General features: G+C 63.5%; 18 protein-coding genes and 1 pseudogene. 11 read left to right on the forward strand and 8 right to left on the reverse strand.

Going from position 1 to position 19,852, the window contains the following annotated elements; translation table 11 throughout:
• The first annotated feature begins 294 nt into the window (after positions 1–294).
• Together ettA and A3E77_RS04050 are read left to right on the forward strand one after the other, a co-directional pair.
• Positions 295–1,974 (forward strand): energy-dependent translational throttle protein EttA, encoded by a 1,680-nt coding sequence (gene ettA, locus A3E77_RS04045; protein WP_293643556.1) that lies wholly within the window; start codon positions 295–297, stop codon positions 1,972–1,974.
• 5 nt (positions 1,975–1,979) lie between these two features.
• Entirely contained in the window at positions 1,980–2,426 is a 447-nt protein-coding gene (locus tag A3E77_RS04050) for a PaaI family thioesterase (protein ID WP_293643557.1), read from the forward strand.
• Positions 2,427–2,482: 56 nt separating this feature from the next.
• Here A3E77_RS04050 and A3E77_RS04055 read toward each other — a convergent pair whose 3' ends face one another.
• Positions 2,483–3,124: a carbonic anhydrase gene (locus tag A3E77_RS04055; RefSeq protein WP_293643558.1), complete on the reverse strand. Its 642-nt coding sequence runs from the start codon at positions 3,122–3,124 to the stop codon at positions 2,483–2,485.
• Positions 3,125–3,186: 62 nt separating this feature from the next.
• Here A3E77_RS04055 and lipA point away from each other — a divergent pair, with 62 nt between their 5' ends.
• Together lipA and A3E77_RS04065 are read left to right on the forward strand one after the other, a co-directional pair.
• Positions 3,187–4,134, forward strand: a complete 948-nt coding sequence (gene lipA / locus A3E77_RS04060) for a lipoyl synthase (RefSeq protein WP_293643559.1) — start codon at positions 3,187–3,189, stop codon at positions 4,132–4,134.
• Between the two features lie 7 nt (positions 4,135–4,141).
• Positions 4,142–4,621: a type II toxin-antitoxin system RatA family toxin gene (locus A3E77_RS04065; protein ID WP_293643560.1), complete on the forward strand. Its 480-nt coding sequence runs from the start codon at positions 4,142–4,144 to the stop codon at positions 4,619–4,621.
• Here A3E77_RS04065 and A3E77_RS04070 read toward each other — a convergent pair.
• Both A3E77_RS04070 and A3E77_RS04075 read right to left on the reverse strand, forming a co-directional pair.
• On the reverse strand, positions 4,564–5,094 hold the full coding sequence (locus tag A3E77_RS04070) for a CinA family protein (RefSeq protein ID WP_293643561.1): 531 nt from the start codon (positions 5,092–5,094) through the stop codon (positions 4,564–4,566). The genes A3E77_RS04065 and A3E77_RS04070 overlap by 58 nt on opposite strands.
• A gap of 31 nt (positions 5,095–5,125) precedes the next feature.
• Positions 5,126–6,304 carry a bifunctional 2-C-methyl-D-erythritol 4-phosphate cytidylyltransferase/2-C-methyl-D-erythritol 2,4-cyclodiphosphate synthase gene (locus A3E77_RS04075; RefSeq protein WP_293643562.1) on the reverse strand — a complete coding sequence of 393 codons (1,179 nt, stop codon included), beginning with the start codon at positions 6,302–6,304 and terminating at the stop codon, positions 5,126–5,128.
• A 94-nt stretch (positions 6,305–6,398) separates the two neighbouring features.
• Here A3E77_RS04075 and dusB point away from each other — a divergent pair, with 94 nt between their 5' ends.
• From dusB to hflX, 7 genes and pseudogenes are all read left to right on the forward strand, one after another.
• Positions 6,399–7,412, forward strand: coding sequence for a tRNA dihydrouridine synthase DusB (gene dusB, locus A3E77_RS04080; protein WP_293643563.1), 1,014 nt, complete (start codon positions 6,399–6,401; stop codon positions 7,410–7,412).
• Positions 7,409–8,500, forward strand: a complete 1,092-nt coding sequence (locus A3E77_RS04085; protein WP_293643564.1) for a two-component system sensor histidine kinase NtrB — start codon at positions 7,409–7,411, stop codon at positions 8,498–8,500. The genes dusB and A3E77_RS04085 overlap by 4 nt, the downstream gene beginning before the upstream one ends.
• Positions 8,497–9,915, forward strand: coding sequence for a sigma-54-dependent transcriptional regulator (locus tag A3E77_RS04090; RefSeq protein ID WP_293643565.1), 1,419 nt, complete (start codon positions 8,497–8,499; stop codon positions 9,913–9,915). Before A3E77_RS04085 ends, A3E77_RS04090 begins: the two co-directional genes overlap by 4 nt.
• A gap of 123 nt (positions 9,916–10,038) precedes the next feature.
• The gene (locus tag A3E77_RS04095) at positions 10,039–12,300 is read left to right on the forward strand and encodes a sensor histidine kinase (RefSeq protein ID WP_293643566.1); all 2,262 of its coding nucleotides are present in this window, start codon (positions 10,039–10,041) and stop codon (positions 12,298–12,300) included.
• Positions 12,290–13,669, forward strand: coding sequence for a nitrogen assimilation response regulator NtrX (ntrX, locus tag A3E77_RS04100; protein ID WP_293643567.1), 1,380 nt, complete (start codon positions 12,290–12,292; stop codon positions 13,667–13,669). Before A3E77_RS04095 ends, ntrX begins: the two co-directional genes overlap by 11 nt.
• Before the next feature lie 171 nt (positions 13,670–13,840).
• Positions 13,841–14,365, forward strand: a pseudogene (hfq, locus tag A3E77_RS04105) (RNA chaperone Hfq); the annotation flags it as partial.
• 29 nt (positions 14,366–14,394) lie between these two features.
• The gene (gene hflX, locus A3E77_RS04110) at positions 14,395–15,714 is read left to right on the forward strand and encodes a GTPase HflX (RefSeq protein ID WP_458574407.1); all 1,320 of its coding nucleotides are present in this window, start codon (positions 14,395–14,397) and stop codon (positions 15,712–15,714) included.
• Here hflX and mazG read toward each other — a convergent pair.
• From mazG to metG, 5 genes are all read right to left on the reverse strand, one after another.
• Positions 15,692–16,417: a nucleoside triphosphate pyrophosphohydrolase gene (gene mazG, locus A3E77_RS04115; protein ID WP_293643568.1), complete on the reverse strand. Its 726-nt coding sequence runs from the start codon at positions 16,415–16,417 to the stop codon at positions 15,692–15,694. The genes hflX and mazG overlap by 23 nt on opposite strands.
• A gap of 107 nt (positions 16,418–16,524) precedes the next feature.
• Positions 16,525–16,701 carry a hypothetical protein gene (locus A3E77_RS04120; RefSeq protein ID WP_293643569.1) on the reverse strand — a complete coding sequence of 59 codons (177 nt, stop codon included), beginning with the start codon at positions 16,699–16,701 and terminating at the stop codon, positions 16,525–16,527.
• Entirely contained in the window at positions 16,698–17,462 is a 765-nt protein-coding gene (locus A3E77_RS04125) for an MBL fold metallo-hydrolase (RefSeq protein ID WP_293643570.1), read from the reverse strand. Before A3E77_RS04125 ends, A3E77_RS04120 begins: the two co-directional genes overlap by 4 nt.
• 13 nt (positions 17,463–17,475) lie before the next feature.
• Complete coding sequence (locus tag A3E77_RS04130) at positions 17,476–18,252, reverse strand: TatD family hydrolase (protein WP_293643571.1); 777 nt, start codon at positions 18,250–18,252, stop codon at positions 17,476–17,478.
• A complete protein-coding gene (metG, locus tag A3E77_RS04135) occupies positions 18,252–19,841 on the reverse strand; it encodes a methionine--tRNA ligase (protein WP_293643572.1) in 1,590 nt (529 codons plus the stop codon). The genes A3E77_RS04130 and metG overlap by 1 nt, the downstream gene beginning before the upstream one ends.
• Between the last annotated feature and the right edge of the window lie 11 nt (positions 19,842–19,852).

The raw sequence follows: 19,852 nt of genomic DNA on the forward strand, positions 1-19,852 counted from the left end.
GGTGATCGACCAGGCCACATCGTCGCCGCGCTGGGCCAGGTCGACCGCGCTGGGCGGTGGCGGGATCGACGCGGCGGCGGCGGGGACGAACAGGAGCGACGCAATGCCGGCAAAGCGGGCGTGAATGGCTTTGATCTTCATGTCGCTTTCGTAACGAACCGGCCCTGCCGTGCAAGCCTCGATTGCCGCGCCATCGCCCCCGCGATTGCCAAGCCCGTCCCCATTCGCTAACCGGCGCGCAACTCAAACTCTCCCGGCCGCGCGCGCGGCCCAGCCCATACCGGAGCATATTCCATGGCCGCCCAATATAGTTTCGTGATGAAGGGTCTGAACAAGACCTATCCCGGCGCGCAAAAGCCGACGCTCAAGGATCTGAGCCTGCAATTCTACCCCGATGCCAAGATCGGCATCGTCGGCCCGAACGGCACGGGTAAGTCGACACTGATGAAAATCATGGCGGGCATCGACACCGAATTTACCGGCGAAGCATGGCCGGGCGAGGGGATCACGGTCGGTTATCTGGCTCAGGAGCCCGAGCTCGATCCGACCAAGACGGTCAAGGAAAATGTCATGGACGGCGTCCGCCCGGTCGCCGACATGATGGAACGGTTCAACGAAATCAGCACGCTGATGGCCGACCCGCCCGCCGACGCCGATTTCGACGCACTGATGGAAGAAATGGGCTCGCTTCAGGAAAAGATCGACGCGGTCGACGGCTGGACGCTCGACAACCAGCTCGAAATCGCGATGGAGGCCCTTCGCTGCCCGCCGGGCGACTGGAGCGTCGAAAATCTGTCGGGCGGTGAAAAGCGCCGCATTGCGCTCACCCGCCTGTTGCTCGAAAAGCCCTCGATCCTGCTGCTCGACGAACCGACCAACCATTTGGACGCCGAAAGCGTCGCATGGCTGGAAAAGCATCTGGTCGACTATCCGGGTAACGTCATCCTCGTCACCCACGATCGCTACTTCCTCGACAATGTCGTGAACTGGATCCTCGAACTCGATCGCGGTCGCTATTTCGTCTATGAAGGCAATTATTCGACCTACCTCGAAAAGAAGGGCAAGCGCCTCGAGCAGGAAGCGCGCGAGGATGCCGGTCGCCAGAAGGCGATCAAGGACGAACTGGAGTGGATCCGGCAATCACCCAAAGCGCGGCAGGCCAAGTCGAAGGCGCGTATCAAGAGCTTTGACCAGCTGGTCGAGGCGCAAGAAAAGCGCATTCCCGGCAAGGCGCAGATCGTTATCCAGGTGCCCGAGCGCCTGGGCGGCAAGGTCATCGAGGTCGAAGGCATCTCCAAGGCCTATGGCGACAAGCTGTTGTTTGAAAACCTCAGCTTCTCGCTGCCGCCCGGCGGCATCGTCGGGGTGATCGGCCCCAACGGCGCAGGTAAGTCGACGCTGTTCAAGCTGATCACGGGGCAGGAAACCCCCGACGCGGGCACGGTGACGATCGGCGATACCGTCCGCCTCGGCTTCGTCGACCAGAGCCGCGACGACCTGAAACCCGACAATAATGTCTGGCAGGAAATCTCCGGCGGGCACGAGCTGATGAATATCGGCAAGCACGAGATGCAGACACGCGCCTATGTCGGGGCCTTCAACTTCAAGGGCGTCGACCAGCAGAAAAAGGTCGGCCAGCTGTCAGGCGGCGAGCGCAACCGCGTCCATATGGCGAAGATGCTGAAACAGGGCGGCAACGTCCTGCTGCTCGACGAACCGACCAACGACCTTGACACCGAAACGCTGGCGGCGCTCGAAGAGGCGCTCGAAAATTTCGCGGGCTGCGCGGTGGTGATCAGCCACGATCGCTTTTTCCTCGATCGCCTCGCGACGCATATCCTGGCGTTCGAGGGCGACAGCCATGTCGAATGGTTCGAGGGTAATTTCGAGTCTTACGAAGAGGACAAGATTCGCCGCCTCGGCGACGACGCAACGCGCCCGCATGCGACGTCGTACAAGAAATTGACACGCTGATCACGATGGGGGAGGGGCAGCTGCCGATCTCGTCGAGCGCGATCCGTCTGGACGCGGAGGCGCTCAATGCCTTTATGGCCGAGGCTTTTCCCCAGTCGGCGCCCGGATCGCGCGGGCATGTCGTGTCGGCCGCACCGGGCCATATCCGCGCGCGGCTCGACCCCACCGACAAGGCGCTGCGCCCCGGCGGCCTGATTTCCGGCCCGACGCAGATGGGGTTTGCCGACATGGCGGCCTATGCGCTCGTCCTCGCGCACATCGGCCCGGTCGCGATGGCGGTGACCAGCGCGCTCAACTACCAGTTCCTGCGCCCGTGCCGGCCGGGGCCGATGTTCGCCGACGCGCACATGCTGCGGCTCGGCAAAAGGCTGGCCGTCATGGACGTCCGCATCTGGACCGACGATGCCGACAAGCCTGTTGGTCAGGCGAATGTGACCTACGCGATTCCGTAGGGGCCGGAGCGAGCGCGTCAGCGGCTTTCGGCCGGACGACGACATCCATCGGCCGGTCAGGCGGTGGGAGCAAAATCGCCGGTCGCGTCGTCCATCAGGTGCAGCACCCCGTCGCTGATCGCGAAAAAGGCACCGCGAAGTGTCAGCGTTCCGCGCCGCTCCTTTTCCTGAATGCAGGGAAAGGTCCTGAGATTGTCGATGCTGACGCGAACGGCCGCCATTTCCATCGCGCGCCCCGCCTCACGATTGTCGATATCGGCATGGGTGCTGCGGATCTTTTCGCTCGCGTCGTCGAGCATGGCGATCCAGTCCGCGATGAAGCCTCCGCGTCCAGGCTCGGCACCCTCCATCGATTTGTGAAGCGCGGCATGGCAGCCGCCGCAGAGGCCGTGGCCCATCACGACGATTTCCTCGACCTTGAGGAACTGGACGGCGAATTCGAGCGCGGCGGAGACGCCGTGGCGGCCCGGTGTCGTCTCAAACGGCGGCACCAGCGCAGCGACGTTGCGAACGACAAAGATTTCGCCCGGATTGGTATCGAAAATCTGCGACGGTTCGACGCGGCTATCCGAACAGGCGATGACCATGACCTTGGGCGATTGCCCCTCGGCCAATTCGTCCCAACGGTCGCGTTGCTGCTGCCAGCCGCCGTTACGGAAACGACCATAACCATCGATCATATCTGCAAAGTGAGTCATGCAGGCCCCTTAGCATAGGTAGAGAGGTTGAGAAGAGGCGCGTGCACGACTATGTGGGCGGCATGAACGCTCCCGCCCAGCCCCAACCCGACGCCGCGACCACCCCGAGCCAGCGGGCACGCAAGCCCGACTGGATTCGCGTCAAGGCGCCGACCAGCCCCGGTTATGCCGAAACGCGCAAGCTGATGCGCGAGCTGAACCTGCATACCGTGTGCGAAGAAGCAGCGTGCCCGAACATCGGCGAGTGCTGGACGAAAAAGCACGCAACGGTGATGATCCTCGGCGACACCTGCACGCGCGCCTGCGCTTTCTGCAACGTCAAGACCGGGATGCCGCGTCCGGTCGACCTGCTGGAACCGGAGCATACCGCGATTGCCGCGGCGAAGATGGGGCTAAGCCATATCGTCATCACATCGGTCGACCGTGACGACCTGCCCGATGGCGGGGCAAGCCAGTTCGTGAAGGTCATCAAGGCTCTGCGCCGCGAAACGCCGCAGACCACAATCGAGATCCTGACCCCTGACTTTCGCAACAAGCCCGAAAGCGCGGTCGCCGCGATCGTCGATGCGCGGCCCGACGTTTATAACCACAATCTCGAAACCGTCCCGCGGCTCTATCCGACGATCCGCCCCGGCGCGCGCTATTATGCGTCGCTGCGCTTGCTCGAAAGCGTCAAGCGCCGCGATCCGTCGATCTTTACCAAATCGGGCGTCATGCTCGGGCTTGGCGAGGAGCGGATGGAGGTCCACCAGGTGATGGACGACATGCGCAGCGCCGACATCGACTTCATGACGATGGGCCAATATCTCCAGCCGACGCCGAAACATGCGAAGGTGATCGATTTTGTGACGCCGCAGGCGTTCGACGCCTATGCGCAGATCGCGCGCGCCAAGGGCTTCCTGCAAGTCGCATCGTCGCCGCTCACCCGGTCGAGCTATCACGCTGGCGATGATTTCGAGCGGATGCGCGCCGCGCGCGAAGCGCAGCTGGCGCGCGTCAAGGCGGACTGACCAGCCTTTGCCCCGGCATCATGAAACCCGCGTCCTGCCGTATAGCGACGAGCAGATGTTCGCGCTGGTCACCGATATCGAGCGATATCCGCAGTTCCTGCCATGGGTGATTGCGCTGCGCGTGCGCAGCAACAGCGAGCATGAGGCCGTTGCCGACATGATCGTCGGTTTCAAGGGCCTGCGCGAAAGCTTTTCCTGCCGCGTCCACAAACAACGGCCGCACGAGGTCATCGTCAGCTACATCGACGGACCGATGAAGCACCTGAGCAACGAGTGGCATTTCCAGCCCGCCGACGGCGGAGGTTGCCGCGTCGATTTCCTTGTCGATTTCTCGTTCCGTAGCCGGGTGTTCGAGACGCTCGCCGGACAGATGTTCGACAAGGCGCTGCGAAAGATGATCGCCGCGTTCGAGACGCGCGCCGACGAGCTTTACGGGGCGGGGAGGGCGACGTCTTCCGACGGCCGCAATTCGTCCCTGTCCGGCTGAAGCAGGTCTAGCGCAAACAGGGTCGCCGCATGGCGGATCGCCGCGCGATCGGTCGATGCGAACTGCACGCGCTGGGTGAAATAATCGTCGGGGTCCTGGCCGCGCCGGGCGCGGGCGAACACGACCAGGCCGACGGGCTTTTTTTCCGATCCGCCGCCCGGTCCGGCGATCCCGGTGATCGCGACCGCGACATCGGCATCGCTGTTCGCAAGCGTGCCCGCGGCCATCGCCCATGCGGTCGCGAGCGACACTTCGCCAAAGGTTTCGATGATTTCGCTGCTGACGTCGAGCTGTGTCTGTTTGGCGTGCGCCGAATAGGTGATGAACCCGGCAGAGAAGACATCCGAACTGCCGGCAATATCGGTCAGCGCGGCGCTCACCATGCCGCCGGTGCAGCTTTCGGCGACGGCCAGTTTGCGGCCGACGGCGCGGTTGCTAGCCAAGACATTGGCGGCAAGCTCGTCGCGCGCCACTAGGCGCGATTCAGCGTCGGTCAGCACGGTGTCAATTCTCCGGAAGTTGCAGGGTTGCCGCCGCCTGCGCTGCGATCCCTTCGCGGCGGCCGGTAAAGCCCAGCCGCTCGGTCGTTGTGGCCTTCACACTAACCCGTTCGAGCGGAATCGCAAGGATTTCGGCAATGCGCGCCCGCATCGCGGCGCGGTGCGGGCCGATCTTCGGGGCCTCGGCGATAATGGTCAGGTCGACATGATCGATGCGGCCGCCGCGCGCCGACACGCGCTCGGCCGCGAAAGCGAGGAAGCGGTGCGAAGCGGCGCCGCGCCATTGCGGATCGCTCGGCGGAAAATGATCGCCAATATCGCCGTCGGCGAGCGCGCCAAGGATCGCATCGGTGAGCGCGTGAAGTCCGACGTCGGCATCGCTGTGCCCTTCAAGTCCATGACTATGCGCGATTTCTATCCCGCCGATCCACAGCGACTTGTCGGCCACCAGGCGGTGAACATCATATCCCATCCCGACCGCAGTGCGTGTCATTCGATTGATCCCCAGCAAGCCGTTCAGGATTGCCATATCCTCGGCATATGTCAGTTTATGAAGGCGGGCGTCGCCCGCCACCGCAACGACCGGCAGGCCAAGCCGCCGGACCAGTTGCGCATCGTCGGTTGCCGTCGTCTCGGCGGCATTGGCGTGGGCAGCGCGCAAGGCGCCAAGCCGAAACGCCTGCGGCGTCTGAACCCGCGCTAGCGCGCTGCGATCGACAATCTCGCCCGCCCGGTCGGCGTCTTGTTCGACCAGTGTGTCGGGGACCGGGAGCGTGGGAATCGCCGCGTCCGCGGTGCCGAGCGCAGCGAGCAAACGGTCGATGACGTCTGCGGTGACGCCCGGCCGCGCTGCGTCATGGACCAGCACGAGGCTTTCATCATCCCAGCCGGCCAGTGCGATGAGCGCATTTCCGACCGATTGTTGGCGTTCGACGCCAGGATTGGCAGCAGTCCAGGCATCCGGCAGGGCGTCGATGGCCGTCAAGACGTCACCATTTGCGACCAGCACGCCGCCGCCGATTGCCGGATGCCCGGCAAAGGCGTCAAGGCTCCAGCGCAGGACGGGCTTGCCGCCCAGCGCCGCCATCTGTTTGGGGACGCCAAGACCCGCGCGCGTCCCTTGGCCGCCCGCGAGCAGCACGACCGCGACGCGCGGCGAAGGAGAGGGAGCGAGATCATTCATCATCCGCGCGGTTAGCGCAGCCGCGGCTTGCGGGAAAGCCGCTTAGCGTGTAGGGGCGCTGCTTATTTTTTAGGCAATCGACGAAGGCTTCGCCATGGCGCCGCTGCGGCCCATCCAGATCGGCAACATCACCATCGCGGACCCCGTGATCCTCGCGCCGATGACGGGCGTCAGCGATCTGCCGTTCCGCAAGCTTGTCCGCTTCTATGGCTCGGGGCTCAACGTCACCGAAATGATCGCCAGTCAGGCGGCGATCCGCGAGACGCGCCAATCGATCCAGAAAGCGGCATGGGACCCGGTCGAGGAGCCGGTTTCGATGCAGCTTGTCGGCTGCACCCCCTATGAAATGGGCGAAGCGGCGAAACTCAACGAGGATCGCGGCGCGGCGATTATCGACATCAACATGGGCTGCCCGGTTCGCAAGGTTACCAATGGCGACGCCGGTTCGGCGTTGATGCGCGACCTGAAGCTTGCTGCGGCGTTGATCGACAGCTGCGTCAAGGCGGTGTCGGTGCCGGTGACGGTCAAGATGCGCATGGGCTGGTGCCACGACAGCCTGAATGCGCCGGAACTTGCCCATATTGCCGAGGATCTTGGCGCAAAGCTTGTCACCGTCCATGGGCGGACCCGCAACCAGATGTACCGGGGAGAGGCCGACTGGGGCTTTGTCCGCCGCGTCAAGGACGCGGTGTCGATCCCCGTCATCGTCAACGGCGATATCTGCTCGGCCGCCGATGCGCGCACTGCATTGGCGCAAAGCGGCGCCGATGGTGTGATGATCGGCCGCGGCGCGTACGGCCGCCCCTGGCTGTTGGGGCAGGTGATGGCGGCGCTGCGCGGCGAGCCCGAACATCCCGATCCCGGGATCGACGAACAATATGACGTCATTACATCGCACTACCGCGCGATGATCGACCATTATGGCGAAGTGACCGGCGTCAACATGGCGCGCAAGCATCTGGGTTGGTACGTCAAGGGCCTGCACGGGTCGGCCGAGTTCCGCAACAAGGTGAACCAGATCCCCGACAGCAAGGGCGTGCTCGACGCGCTCGAAGCCTTTTACGGCCCGCATCTCGGCAAGGGGCATCTTGTCAGGGCGGCCGCGTGACCGCGCTCACGTCGAGCATCCCCAGCTTCGACCATGATGAACTGATCCAGTCGCATCCCGTTCCCACGCTGCTGATCGATGGCGGCGGGGTGGTGCTGTTCGTCAATGCCGCTGCCGAACAGCTTTGCAACGTCAGCCGGTCGTCGATGGTCGGGCGTGTCATCTATGACGTCATCCAGATGGACCGCAGCTATCGCCAGCGGATGAATGATGCGTCGACCGCCGCGCTGTTTGCCCACCGGGCCGAAATTTCGGTCGGCGGGCGCAAATCGATCTACGTCGATATGCAGATGGTTCCTTACGCGCACAGCGGCCACCGTATCCTCGCGCTCGTACCTTCGCAAAGCGATGCCGAGTTGATGGGCGGGGCGATCGGACGATCGGGCCGGGCAGCCGGGGCGGCGGCGTCGATGCTGGCCCATGAGATCAAGAATCCGCTGGCGGGTATCAAGGGCGCCGCGCAGCTGCTGGCGCGCAAGACCGACGCCGGGGGCGAGCGTTTCACGACGCTGATCTGTGCCGAAGTCGACAGGATTGCGACGCTGATCGACCAGATGGAGCATTTTTCACGCGGCCAGCCGATCGCTTGCGGTCCGATCAACCTTTACCAGCCGATCCATCAGGCGATGGAAACCGCGCGGGCGCGCCAGTTCCAGGGGGTCCGCTTCGCCGAAGATTTCGACCCGTCGCTGCCGCTCGTGCACGGGAACCATGACGCCATGGTTCAGATTTTGCTCAACCTGTTGACCAATGGTTGCGAAGCGCTGGGCGGACGCGACGATGGCGTCGTCCGGTTGACCACCGCATTCCGGCATGGCCTGTCGATCGACAATGGCGACGGGCGCGGCCGCATCGCGCTGCCCATCGAGGTCAGCGTCAGCGACAATGGTCCGGGCGTTCCCGCCGATATCCGCGGCGACCTGTTCGACCCGTTCGTCACGACCAAGCGCGAGGGGCGCGGCCTGGGCCTTGCGCTCGTCGCCAAGCTGGCCCGCGACATGGGCGGCACCGTCCAGCATATGCGCGACGGTGAATGGACGCGCTTTCGCGTCCACCTCCCGGTCGCGCAAGGAGGGCGATCCGCATGAGCAAGGGCAAGACCATCCTGCTGGTCGAGGACGATCCGGCGATCGCCATGATCATCCGCGAGACGCTGGTGGGCGAATGCGGCCTGTTCGTATCGGTGGGCAGCCTGGCCGAACGCAATGCGTGGCTGGCCGACCATCGGCCCGACCTGATCATCACCGACGTCGTCCTGCCCGATGGCGACGGGATCGATTCGCTGTCGGGCGCCGCGGTCGATGTCGCGACGCCGGTCATCGTGTTGTCGGCGCAGAATACGCTCGACACCGCGGTGCGCGCGACGGGGATCGGCAGCTACGACTATCTACCCAAGCCCTTCGATCTCGACGAACTGACCGCCAGTGTCCGCGCCGCCCTGCAACGCCGCGCCGAACCGTCGGCGCGCGACGCGGCGGCGCCCGCGGACAGCCATGGCCTCGTCGGCCGGGCCCCGGCGATGCAGGCGGTGTACCGCACCATCGCGCGGCTCGCGTCGAACGATCTTGCGGTGCTGATCCTGGGCGAATCAGGAACCGGCAAGGAAGTCGTCGCGCGCGCGATCCACGCGACCGGGCTGCGGCGCGGTGGGCCGTTCGTCGCGATCAACATGGCCGCCATCCCGCGCGAATTGATCGAAGCCGAGCTGTTCGGGCATGAAAAGGGTGCCTTTACCGGCGCACACAGCCGCAACGCAGGTCGTTTTGAACAGGCCGCTGGCGGCACCCTGTTCCTCGACGAAATCGGCGATATGCCGCTGGAGGCGCAGACGCGGCTGCTGCGCGTGCTGCAAAGCAACGAATATTCGACCGTCGGCGGCAACCAGGCCTTACGCGCCGATGTGCGCGTCATCGCCGCGACGCACCGCGACATGCGCACGCTCGTCGCCGATGGCCGGTTCCGCGAGGATCTGTTCTACCGGCTCAACGTCATCCCCGTGACCTTGCCGCCGCTCCGCGACCGGCGCAGCGACATTGCCGCGCTCGTTCGCCATTTCGTCGACGCCGGGCGCAGTTCGGGCCTGCCCGACCGGCAGTTCGCTCCCGCCGCGATGCAATGGCTCGAACGCTACGACTGGCCGGGGAATGTGCGCGAACTGGGCAATGTGGTGCAGCGGCTCGCGGTGCTTTCGCGCGACACCGTCGTCACCGTCCGCGACGTCGAAACGGTACTCCACGAAAATGGCGAAGGCGGGGGCGCGGTCGAGCCAGCGGCGCTGATCGCCCGCGCGGTCGACGACTGGGCGCGCGAACAGATGGCGGATGCGGGCAGCGACGGCGAAATCCACGCGCAGCTCGAAGCGATTGTCGAAGCCGCACTTTTCCGCCGCGTCCTGCGCGACGTGCGCGGCAACCAGCTCGAAGCGGCGCGCCGGCTGGGGATCAATCGCAACACGCTGCGCAAGCGGTTGGGGCAACTCGATATCGACCCCGCGCATCCCTGAGACGCATCGATAGTCGCGAAATCGGGGCAATTGGGCGACACGCGATCAGATTGTGTGTTTTCTATGCAACAGGATTGTCGTATCGCAGCAACAATGGCGCAATCGTCCTCTCTAACCTTCGATATGGATTCTGAGGGCGAGGAAGTGCGTTCGGGTATCTGGCGCTTCGCAGCGCCCGAATATTACACGTTGGCGGTCATCATCAGCGTTGCGATCGCGACCTATATCTTCGTCACCGGCGATGCGCAGAGCGAGCGATTGCTGACCCCGGCGCTGGTGGCGACGATCATGGTCGCCAACCTTGTCCCCGCCATGACGCTGATCGTGCTGGTCGGCAGCCGCGTGGCGCGCGCGCGCGCGGTGCATTCGATGGCGGGCGGGCGAGGGCGCCTGCACGTCCGGCTGGTCGCGCTTTTCTCGTTGATTGCTGCCGCGCCGACGCTGCTCGTCGTGATTTTTGCCTCGCTGCTTTTCCAATATGGCGTCGATTTCTGGTTTTCCGACCGGTCGCGCGGGATGTTCGAGAACGCCGCAAGCCTGGCCGAGGGCTATTATCAGGACAATCAGCGCGAGGTGGGGGCCAACACGGCAAAAATGGCCGAAGATTTGGGCAATCTTCTGTCGAGAACGCGGATCGACGACCCCAACTTCTCCAACTATTATTTGCAGCAGGTCGTCGTTCGCAACCTCAATGAATCGGCGATTATCGAGATCGGGAACGACGGGATCGCGCGCACCGCGGCGATGATCGACCCGGATAACCGCGCGGCGGAAAACCGCCTGTCGCCCGATATGGTGAAGCGGCTCGATGCAGGCGAAGACGTCGTCGTGATTGTGCGGCCCGACCGGATCGAGGCGGCCACACGCCTTCCGGGACAGCGCCGCGCCTATGTCTACGCCTCGCGCGATGGCAATGTCCCCGCGTTCAAGCAATCCGAACGCGCCCGAACCGTGCTCGCTGACTATAACGGCCTGTTTGAACGGTCACAGCTGCTGCAACTGCAATTCAACGGCGCGCTCTATCTTGGATCGCTGTTGCTGCTTGGGCTCGCGGTGATCGCCGCGATCGTCGTCGCCGATCGTATCGTGCGCCCCCTGGGGACGTTGATCGAGGCGACGCGAACGGCCGCAGAAGGCGATTTGTCGGTGCGCGTCACACCGCCGCTTCGCGATGACGAAATCGCGGTGCTGACGCGCGCGTTCAACCGCATGACCGAACAGTTGGAGCGTCAGACGGGCACGCTGGTCAGCGTCAACGAACAGCTGGAAACGCGGCGCAGCTTTATCGAAGCCGTGCTCAGCGGCGTGTCGTCGGCCGTGGTGTCGGTGGATGCCGACCACCGCATCCTGCTTGCCAATGCCGCGGCCGAGCGCCTGATCTGCCAGTCGGCCGAATGCCTGACCGGACGCCCGCTGGCGGATGTTGCGCCCGAACTGGCACGCTTGCTTTCGGGGGACGAGCGCGAAGGCATCGTCCAGCTTGCGCGCAGCGATGCCGAGCCCGCAACGCTTGCCGCCAAGGCCGTCGCGCAGGGGGATGGTTATGTTCTGAGTTTCGAGGACATCACCCAGCAATTGCTCGACCAGCGCCGCGCGGCCTGGTCCGACGTCGCACGGCGCATCGCGCACGAAATCAAGAATCCGCTGACCCCGATCCAGCTTGCGGCGGAGCGCCTCCAGCGGCGCTTCGGCGACAAGGTCGAGGGCGACGCGGCGACCTTTCGCAAGCTGACCGACACGGTGATCCGGCAGGTCCACGACATGCGGCGCATGGTGGACGAATTTTCAAGCTTTGCGCGGATGCCGAAACCGACGTTCGGCGTCGAGGACATCCGCGATATCCTGCGCCAGGCGGTGTTCCTGTTCGAGGTCGCCAAGCCCGATATCGCCTTTTCGGTCCACACGCCGAGCGAGATCGAACCGCTCGTATGCGATCGCCGCCTGTTGTCGCAAGCGCTGACCAACATAGTCAAGAATGCAGTCGAAGCAATTGAAGAGAAATTCAAAAATCCAGACGTGGTGGCGACGGGGCATATCGCGGCCGACCTTCAGATCGGGGCCGACGGGGTGATCGTCATCCGCGTTACCGACGACGGGATCGGCTTGCCCGAAGCGCGCGATGCGATCGCCGAACCCTATATGACGACACGGCAGGGCGGAACGGGTCTGGGCCTCGCGATCGTCAAGAAGATCGTCGAGCAACATTATGGCGAACTGGAATTTTCCGATAATCCGGCGGGGCAGGGGACGTGCGTTACGCTGACCCTGCACCCCGACCGCCTGCGGCCGCTGGTCGGTCAGGGCGGGGATGGCAGCATGGGGCAGGCAGAATCGGTTCCGGGACGTATGCGGAACCGACAGGACAGAGAAGATCATGGCGCTTGATATTTTGATCGTCGACGACGAACGCGACATTTGCGAGCTCGTTGCCGGCGTCATGGAAGACGAAGGTTATGAGGCGCGAACCGCCTCCGACAGCGACTCGGCGCTGGAAGCGATCCGCCAGCGGCGACCCTCGCTGGCGCTGATCGACGTGTGGTTGCAGGGGTCGCGGCTCGATGGGCTGGGGCTGGTCGAGGCGATCAAGGCGTTCGACCCGACGCTCCCGATCATCGTCATTTCGGGCCATGGCGGGCTCGACACAGCCGTTGCTGCGATCCGCCGCGGCGCGTTCGACTTCATCGAAAAGCCGTTCGAGGCGTCGCGCCTGTTGCACCTGGTCGAACGCGCGACCGAAAGCGAACGGTTGAAATTTGAATATGAGCAGCTTCGCGAAAAAGCGGGACCATCGGACGAACTGACCGGGACAAGCGCCGCCATCAACAATGTTCGCGCGACGTTGAAGCGTGTGGCGGGGACGGGGAGCCGCGTGTTGATCACGGGCGCGCCGGGCGTCGGCAAGGAAGTCGCGGCGCGCGTGCTGCACGGTTGGAGCGGGCGCCACACCGCGCCCTTCCGGGTCATTTCGTCGGCGCGCATGGATCCCGAAACGGTCGAAACCGAATTATTCGGGTCCGAAGCCGAGGATGGATCGATCCGTGTCGGTCTGCTCGAACAGGCACATGGCGGCACCTTGTTCCTCGACGAGGTTGCCGACATGCCGCTCACGACGCAGGGCAAGATCCTGCGCGTCCTGACCGACCAGAGCTTCACCCGCGTTGGCGGGCGCACGATGATCCGCGTCGACGTGCGCATCATTTCGGGCTCGGCCCGCGACCTGATGACCGAAATCGCCGAAAGCCGTTTTCGCGAAGACCTCTATTACCGGCTCAACGTCGTGCCGGTGCATATTCCCCCGCTGCGCGAACGACGTGACGATATCGTGAGCCTGTGCGATCATTATATTCGCCGGTACGCGGCCGATCGCCGCGTGCCGCCGCCGGTGATCAGTTCAGAGGCGATGGCGGCGCTTCAGGCGCATGAATGGCCGGGCAATGTGCGCGAGCTTCGCAATGTCATCGAACGGGTGATGATCCTGGCGCCGAGCGACCGACTGAGCCGCATCGACGCCGATATGCTGCCGTCGGAACTGGTTCGCGGGGGAACCGACATCCTGCCCAATTCGGAATCGATCACCGCCATCCCGCTGAAGGAAGCGCGCGAAAATTTCGAGCGGGAATATCTGCGTATCCAGATCAATCGCTTTTCCGGCAATATTTCGCGGACAGCGACCTTTATCGGCATGGAACGCTCCGCCTTGCACCGCAAACTGAAACTTTTGGGGCTGACAGAGAGTTCGGAGGGCGAGGGATAGCCGGCATTGATCGGGGTTCTTCGCCAAGGAGGTCGTTTCCATACAATTCCGGCGCTGAATGCGGTTTCCACTTTTTGGGCGAGTGCTCTGGACCTTCCCCATGCTTTGCCGCATATTGGCAGGTGAAGAAGGTCTTTTTGAGCCGGAACACCGGCACCTTACCCGCGGTTTGACCGCCAAAAACAGGAGGCAAATGTGTCCGATAAAAACCAGAATCTCCAGGATATTTTCCTCAACGCCCTCCGCCGCAGCAAGACCCCGGTAACCATGTTCCTGGTCAAGGGCGTCAAATTGCAGGGCATCATCACCTGGTTCGACAATTTCTCTTTGCTGCTGCGCCGGGACGGGCAGTCGCAGCTTGTTTACAAGCATGCGATTTCGACTGTCATGCCATCGCATGATTTCGATCTGTCGCTGCTGGGCGACAATTTGCGCGAAGCGCCCGCTGGCAAGGGCAAGGCGCTTCAGGACGTGTTCCTGAACGCCGTTCGCCGGTCGGACGAATCGGTGACCATGTTCCTGGTCAACGGCGTGATGCTTCAGGGCGATATCGTGGCATTCGACCTGTTCTGCATGTTGCTCGAACGCGAGCGGCAAGTGCAGCTGGTTTACAAGCACGCGATTTCGACCGTTCAGCCGAACGGGCCGATCAACCTGACCGACAGCGAGCCGGACGCCGAAGCGGACAACGCCTGATCGACCCGATTAACGACATCGAAGACGAGGTGACGCGCGGCGCGGCTGCGCTCATCGTCGTGCCCGAATGGCATAGCCAGCGCCTCGCGCGCGATCTTGACGCGCGCGCCGAGGAGGCGAGGGGGCTCGCGCTCGCGATCGGTCTCGATGTCGTCGCGGTGCATACGCTTCGGCTGCGCCAGACACGCGCTGCGACGTTGCTGGGGGTCGGGCAGATCGAAGCCATCGCGCCCGATATCGCGGCGAAGGCTGTCCAGCTCGTTGTCGTCGATGCGGCGCTCAGCCCGATCCAGCAACGCAATCTGGAAACCGCCTTTGGCACGAAGGTCATCGATCGCACCGGGTTGATCCTTGAAATCTTTGGCGAGCGCGCCGCGACCGCCGAAGGGCGGCTTCAGGTCGAACTGGCGCATCTCGACTATCAGGCCGGGCGGCTGGTGCGCAGCTGGACGCACCTCGAACGCCAGCGCGGTGGCTTCGGCTTTCTGGGCGGCCCCGGTGAAACGCAGATCGAGGCGGACCGGCGGATGATCCGCAACCGTATGGCGCGCATCCGGCGCAGCCTCGACGATGCGCGCCGCACACGCCAGTTGCAGCGGTCCAAGCGGCAGCGCGCACCATGGCCCGTTGTCGCGCTGGTTGGCTATACCAATGCCGGAAAGTCTACGTTTTTCAATCGATTAACGGGAAGTGACGTCATGGCGGAAGACATGCTTTTCGCCACGCTCGACCCGACGATGCGCGAGATTCGATTGCCGGGGATCGACAAGGCGATCCTGTCGGACACGGTTGGATTTGTGTCCGACCTGCCGACCGAACTCGTCGCGGCGTTTCGCGCGACGCTGGAGGAAGTCACAACCGCCGACCTGATCGTCCATGTCCGCGACATTGTTCATCCCGACAGCGATGCGCAGTATGACGATGTCCGCGCCATATTGGATTCGCTTGGCGTCAACGGAGCGCAGGACGGCGGCGAGGGCGACGCGCCGCCCGCCATCGCGCAGATCGAAATCTGGAACAAGATCGACACCGCCGACCCCGACCGGCGCGCGGATATCGAGGAAATGGCGGCGCGGCGGTCTGACGTCGCGGTCATTTCGGCGGTATCGGGTGAAGGTGTCGAGGCAGCGCGAACGCTGATGGCGACACAATTGACCGCACAACATCAGATACAGCGCATCTATCTCGATTACGCTGAAGGTGAGGCGATGGCCTGGCTTCACGCGCGCGGTGAGGTGTTGGCCGATGAGCCGTCGGGCGAGGGGCATGTGCTGACCGTACGGCTCGATCCCGCCGACCGCGCGCGGTTCGAGCGTCTATGGCCGGTTAGCGACGTTCCGACGCCTTGACCGCCAGCCAATGATCTTCCTGCGCCTGGAGTGACAGTCCGGCGAGACTGCCACCGGCTCGATCCTCCATCGCCGCAAAGCGGCGCGCGAATTTCGCATTGCCATCGCGCAGGGCGCTTTCGGCATCGACGCCCAGGTGCCGGGCATAGTTGACGACCGCGAACAGCAGGTCGCCGATTTCTTCATGGCGGTCGGCGTCAGTCGCGGCGTCGCCAACCTCGACAAGTTCTTCGGCGATCTTGTCGCGGGGGCCGTCGGCGTCGGGCCAGTCGAAACCGACGCGCGCCGCGCGCCCCTGTAGCTTTTGCGCGCGCAGTAAGGCCGGCAAGGAGGATGCGACGCCGGCGAGCGCGCCGGTCGGACCATCCGCCGCGCGCTCCGCCGCCTTGATCTGCTCCCATTGCTGGCGGACATCGTCGGTCTGGCCGTCGCCGAAAATATGCGGGTGGCGGCGCTCTATCTTGTCGCTGATCGCGTTGGCGACATCGTCGAACCCGAACAGGCCGCCATCGGCTGCAATCTGGCTGTGAAAAACGACCTGAAGCAACAGGTCGCCAAGTTCGTCGCAGATTGCGGCAGGATCGCCGCCGGCGATCGCGTCCGAAACTTCATAGGCTTCCTCGATCGTGTAGGGTGCGATCGTCGAGAAATCCTGCGCAAGATCCCATTCGCAGCCGCCGTCGGGATTCCGCAGTTGGCGCATGATTGCGAGCAGGCGATCGATGGGCGGCTGAGGATCGGTCGCAGACATATGATTATCCGATAATATATATTATGTTAAATAATGCTAAGAGGGACGAGACCCTCGCGCTATGTTACCGCCTGCCACGTTCGGATGACCAGGAACACCAATCCGAAGATCGCAACCCATGCGAGCGCCATCTTCAACCAGTCGGTCATCGGCAGCCGCCGCGCGAGCAGCGAACTGACCACCAGCGCGAAAGCGCCGACAAACCAGATGAGCTGAACGGTCGTATCCCCGGTCATAATTGCACCTCCAGCCCGTCATATCCGGGTTCGACACCCGGCGGCAATTCGGCCGCAAGGTCGTCATAATCCATCGTATTGTCCATATGCGTGATGATCGCGCGCGGATTGCCGACCTTGGCAAGGCCCTCCAGCGTCATCGCCAGATGCGGGTGCGTCGGATGCGGATAGCGACGCAGGGCGTCGATCACGAACAGATCGACGCCCTGAAAGAAATCGACCATTTCATCCGTGAACTTAGAAAAATCAGTGGCATATGCGATTTTGTGCGCACCATCGCTGAAGATCAGCCCGGTCGCCTTGATCGGCCCATGGGGCATTTCGATCGCCGACACCTCGATCGGACCGATAGACTGGTGATCGTGCAGGTCGATCGGGTCGACCGACGCCGGATAGCCTGCATTGCCGGCGAACGCATAAGTGAAACGCCATTTGAGGATGTCGAGGACATGGTCGCGCGCATAGACTGGTACCGCCGAGCGCCGCAGGTGCATGACCTGCCGCAGATCGTCGAGGCCGTGCGTATGATCGGCGTGTTCATGGGTCCAGATGACCGCATCGATGTCGCCGACACCCGCGTCGAGCAGTTGCAGGCGCATGTCGGGACTGGTGTCGACGAGGATGCGAAACCCGCCGAGCGACACCATGATCGACGCGCGGCTGCGCAAGTTGCGCGGATTGTCGGGGTCGCACTGCCCCCAGTCGTTTCCGATCCGCGGCACGCCCGACGACGTCCCGCAACCCAAGACCCGTACCTTCATTGCGCGCGTGACGTCATGGCGCCGCCTTGTTGAAAAGCGCATAGAAATTGGCGCTTGTCGCAGCCGCAAGCCCATTCTCTTCCTCGCCGCGAAGACCCGCTAGAAAGGCGAGTGTATCGGCGACAAAGGCCGGTTCGCCAGGTTTTCCGCGGTGCGGGACGGGGGCGAGGAAGGGGGAATCGGTCTCGATCAAAAGGCGGTCCTGCGGCAGCCATCTTGCGGTGGCCTGAAGGTCGGCGGCATTTTTGAAGGTCACGATGCCCGAGATCGAGATATAAAGCCCCAACTCAAGTGCCCGGCGCGCAAAATTGTCGCTCGCCGTGAAACAGTGGATGACGCCGGGGAAGATCGCCCTGCCCATCTCTTCGCCGAGCAAGGCCAGCGTGTCGTCCTCGGCATCGCGCGTGTGGACGATGATCGGTAATCCGCTTTGCTGCGACGCATGGATATGGCGGCGGAAACTGTCCTGCTGCCGTTGACGGTCGCTCTTGTTGTAATAATAGTCGAGCCCGGTTTCGCCGATACCGATCACGCGGGGATGCGCGGCGCGCGCGACCAGCTTGGCCGTGTCGACGTCGGGATGATGGTCGGCGTCGTGCGGATGGATACCGACACTGGCCCAGACGTCGCCGTTCGCCTCCGCCACCGCGAGAACGTCGTCCCACTCGGCCTCGCGCGTCGCGATGTTGAGCATCGCGGTGACGCCCTTTGCGCGCGCGCGCGCCAGAACCTCATCCTGCTGCTCGGCAAGTCCCTTGTAATTGAGGTGACAGTGCGAATCGACGAGCATCAGGCCTCCCCTTCCCCCCCAATTGCCTCGGCGGGCAGTTCGAGGCGCGGGAAAATCGGGACGGGCTGCCCGACGGTGAAGCCGCTGGCTACCAGCTGGGCGAACCAGTCCTCGTCGGCAAGCGCCGCAAAATCACGCGCGTCGCCCGCGATCCCCATCTGGTCGAGCAACGCGTCGGCAGCCGCAGGCACGACCGGCCGAATGGCGATCGCCAGGGTGCGGACCGCCTGGAACAAGGTCATCAGGACAGCGCGCATACGCTCGGGATCGGTTTTGCGCAGGGCCCAGGGCGCCTGCGTGTCAACATATTGATTGCAGGCGAAAACGGCGCGAATCCAATCCTCGATGCCGATCGAAAAAGCGAGTTGGTCGAACTCGCGCGGCAGGCGGACGGCCGCCATCTCGGCGATGTCCGCCAGCAGGTCGATATCGTCCTGCGCGGCCGCATAGTCCGAGGAAATAACCCCATCCAAATTCTTGAAAATCATCGACAAACTGCGCTGCGCTAGATTGCCGAAACTGTTCGCGAGATCGGCGTTGGCGGTGCGCACGATCGCCTCGGCCGAATAGGTGCCGTCCTGTCCGAAGCTGACTTCGCGAAGCAGATAGTAACGCAGCGCGTCGACCCCGAACTGGTCGGCAAGCGCCATCGGGTCGACGACATTGCCCAGCGACTTCGACATCTTTTCCCCGCGGTTGAGCAGGAAGCCGTGGCCGAACACCTGTTGCGGCAGCGGCAGTTTGGCGCTCATCAGGAAGGCCGGCCAGTAAACCGTATGAAAACGCACGATATCCTTGCCGATCATATGGATGTTCGCGGGCCAGAATTTGCCGAAATCGCCGTCGGGATCGGGATAGCCCAATCCTGAAAGATAGGTGGTCAGGGCGTCGACCCATACATACATCACATGGCCCGGCGACCCCGGCACCGGCACGCCCCAGTCGAAGCTGGTGCGCGAGACGCTGAGATCCTTGAGCCCCCCCTCGACGAAGCGCAGCACCTCGTTACGGCGGCTTTCGGGGCGGATGAAGTCGGGGTTGTCGTTGTAGAGCGCGAGGAGCCTGTCCTGATAATTGGACAGGCGAAAAAACCAGCTTTCCTCGACGGTCCATTCGACCGGCGTGCCCTGCGGCGAGAGGCGCACGCCCCCTTCCCCGTCGCCGAGTTCGCTTTCGTCGTAAAAGGCTTCGTCGCGGACCGAATACCAGCCTTCATAGCGATCGAGATACAGATCACCATTGGCCTCCATCGCCTTCCAGATCGCCTGGGACGCCGCATGATGCGCGGTATCGGATGTCCGCATGAAATTGTCGTAGCTGATATTCAGCTTGGCATACATCTCACGGAAATATCCGGACATTTCATCGGCGAGGTCGATCGTGGCGCGGCCTTGATCGCGCGCGGTCTGGAACATCTTCAGCCCATGTTCGTCGGTGCCGGTGACCAGCCGGACGTCGCGGCCGCGCGCGCGCTGGAAGCGGGCCATGACATCGGTCGCGATCGCTTCATATGCGTGGCCGATATGCGGGCGGCCATTGGGATAGCTGATCGCGGTGGTGATATAGAAGGGAGCATTATGTTCGGACATGCGCGCGCCTT

The sequence above is a fragment of the Sphingopyxis sp. RIFCSPHIGHO2_12_FULL_65_19 genome (genome assembly GCF_001830555.1).
GTDB lineage: Bacteria > Pseudomonadota > Alphaproteobacteria > Sphingomonadales > Sphingomonadaceae > Sphingopyxis.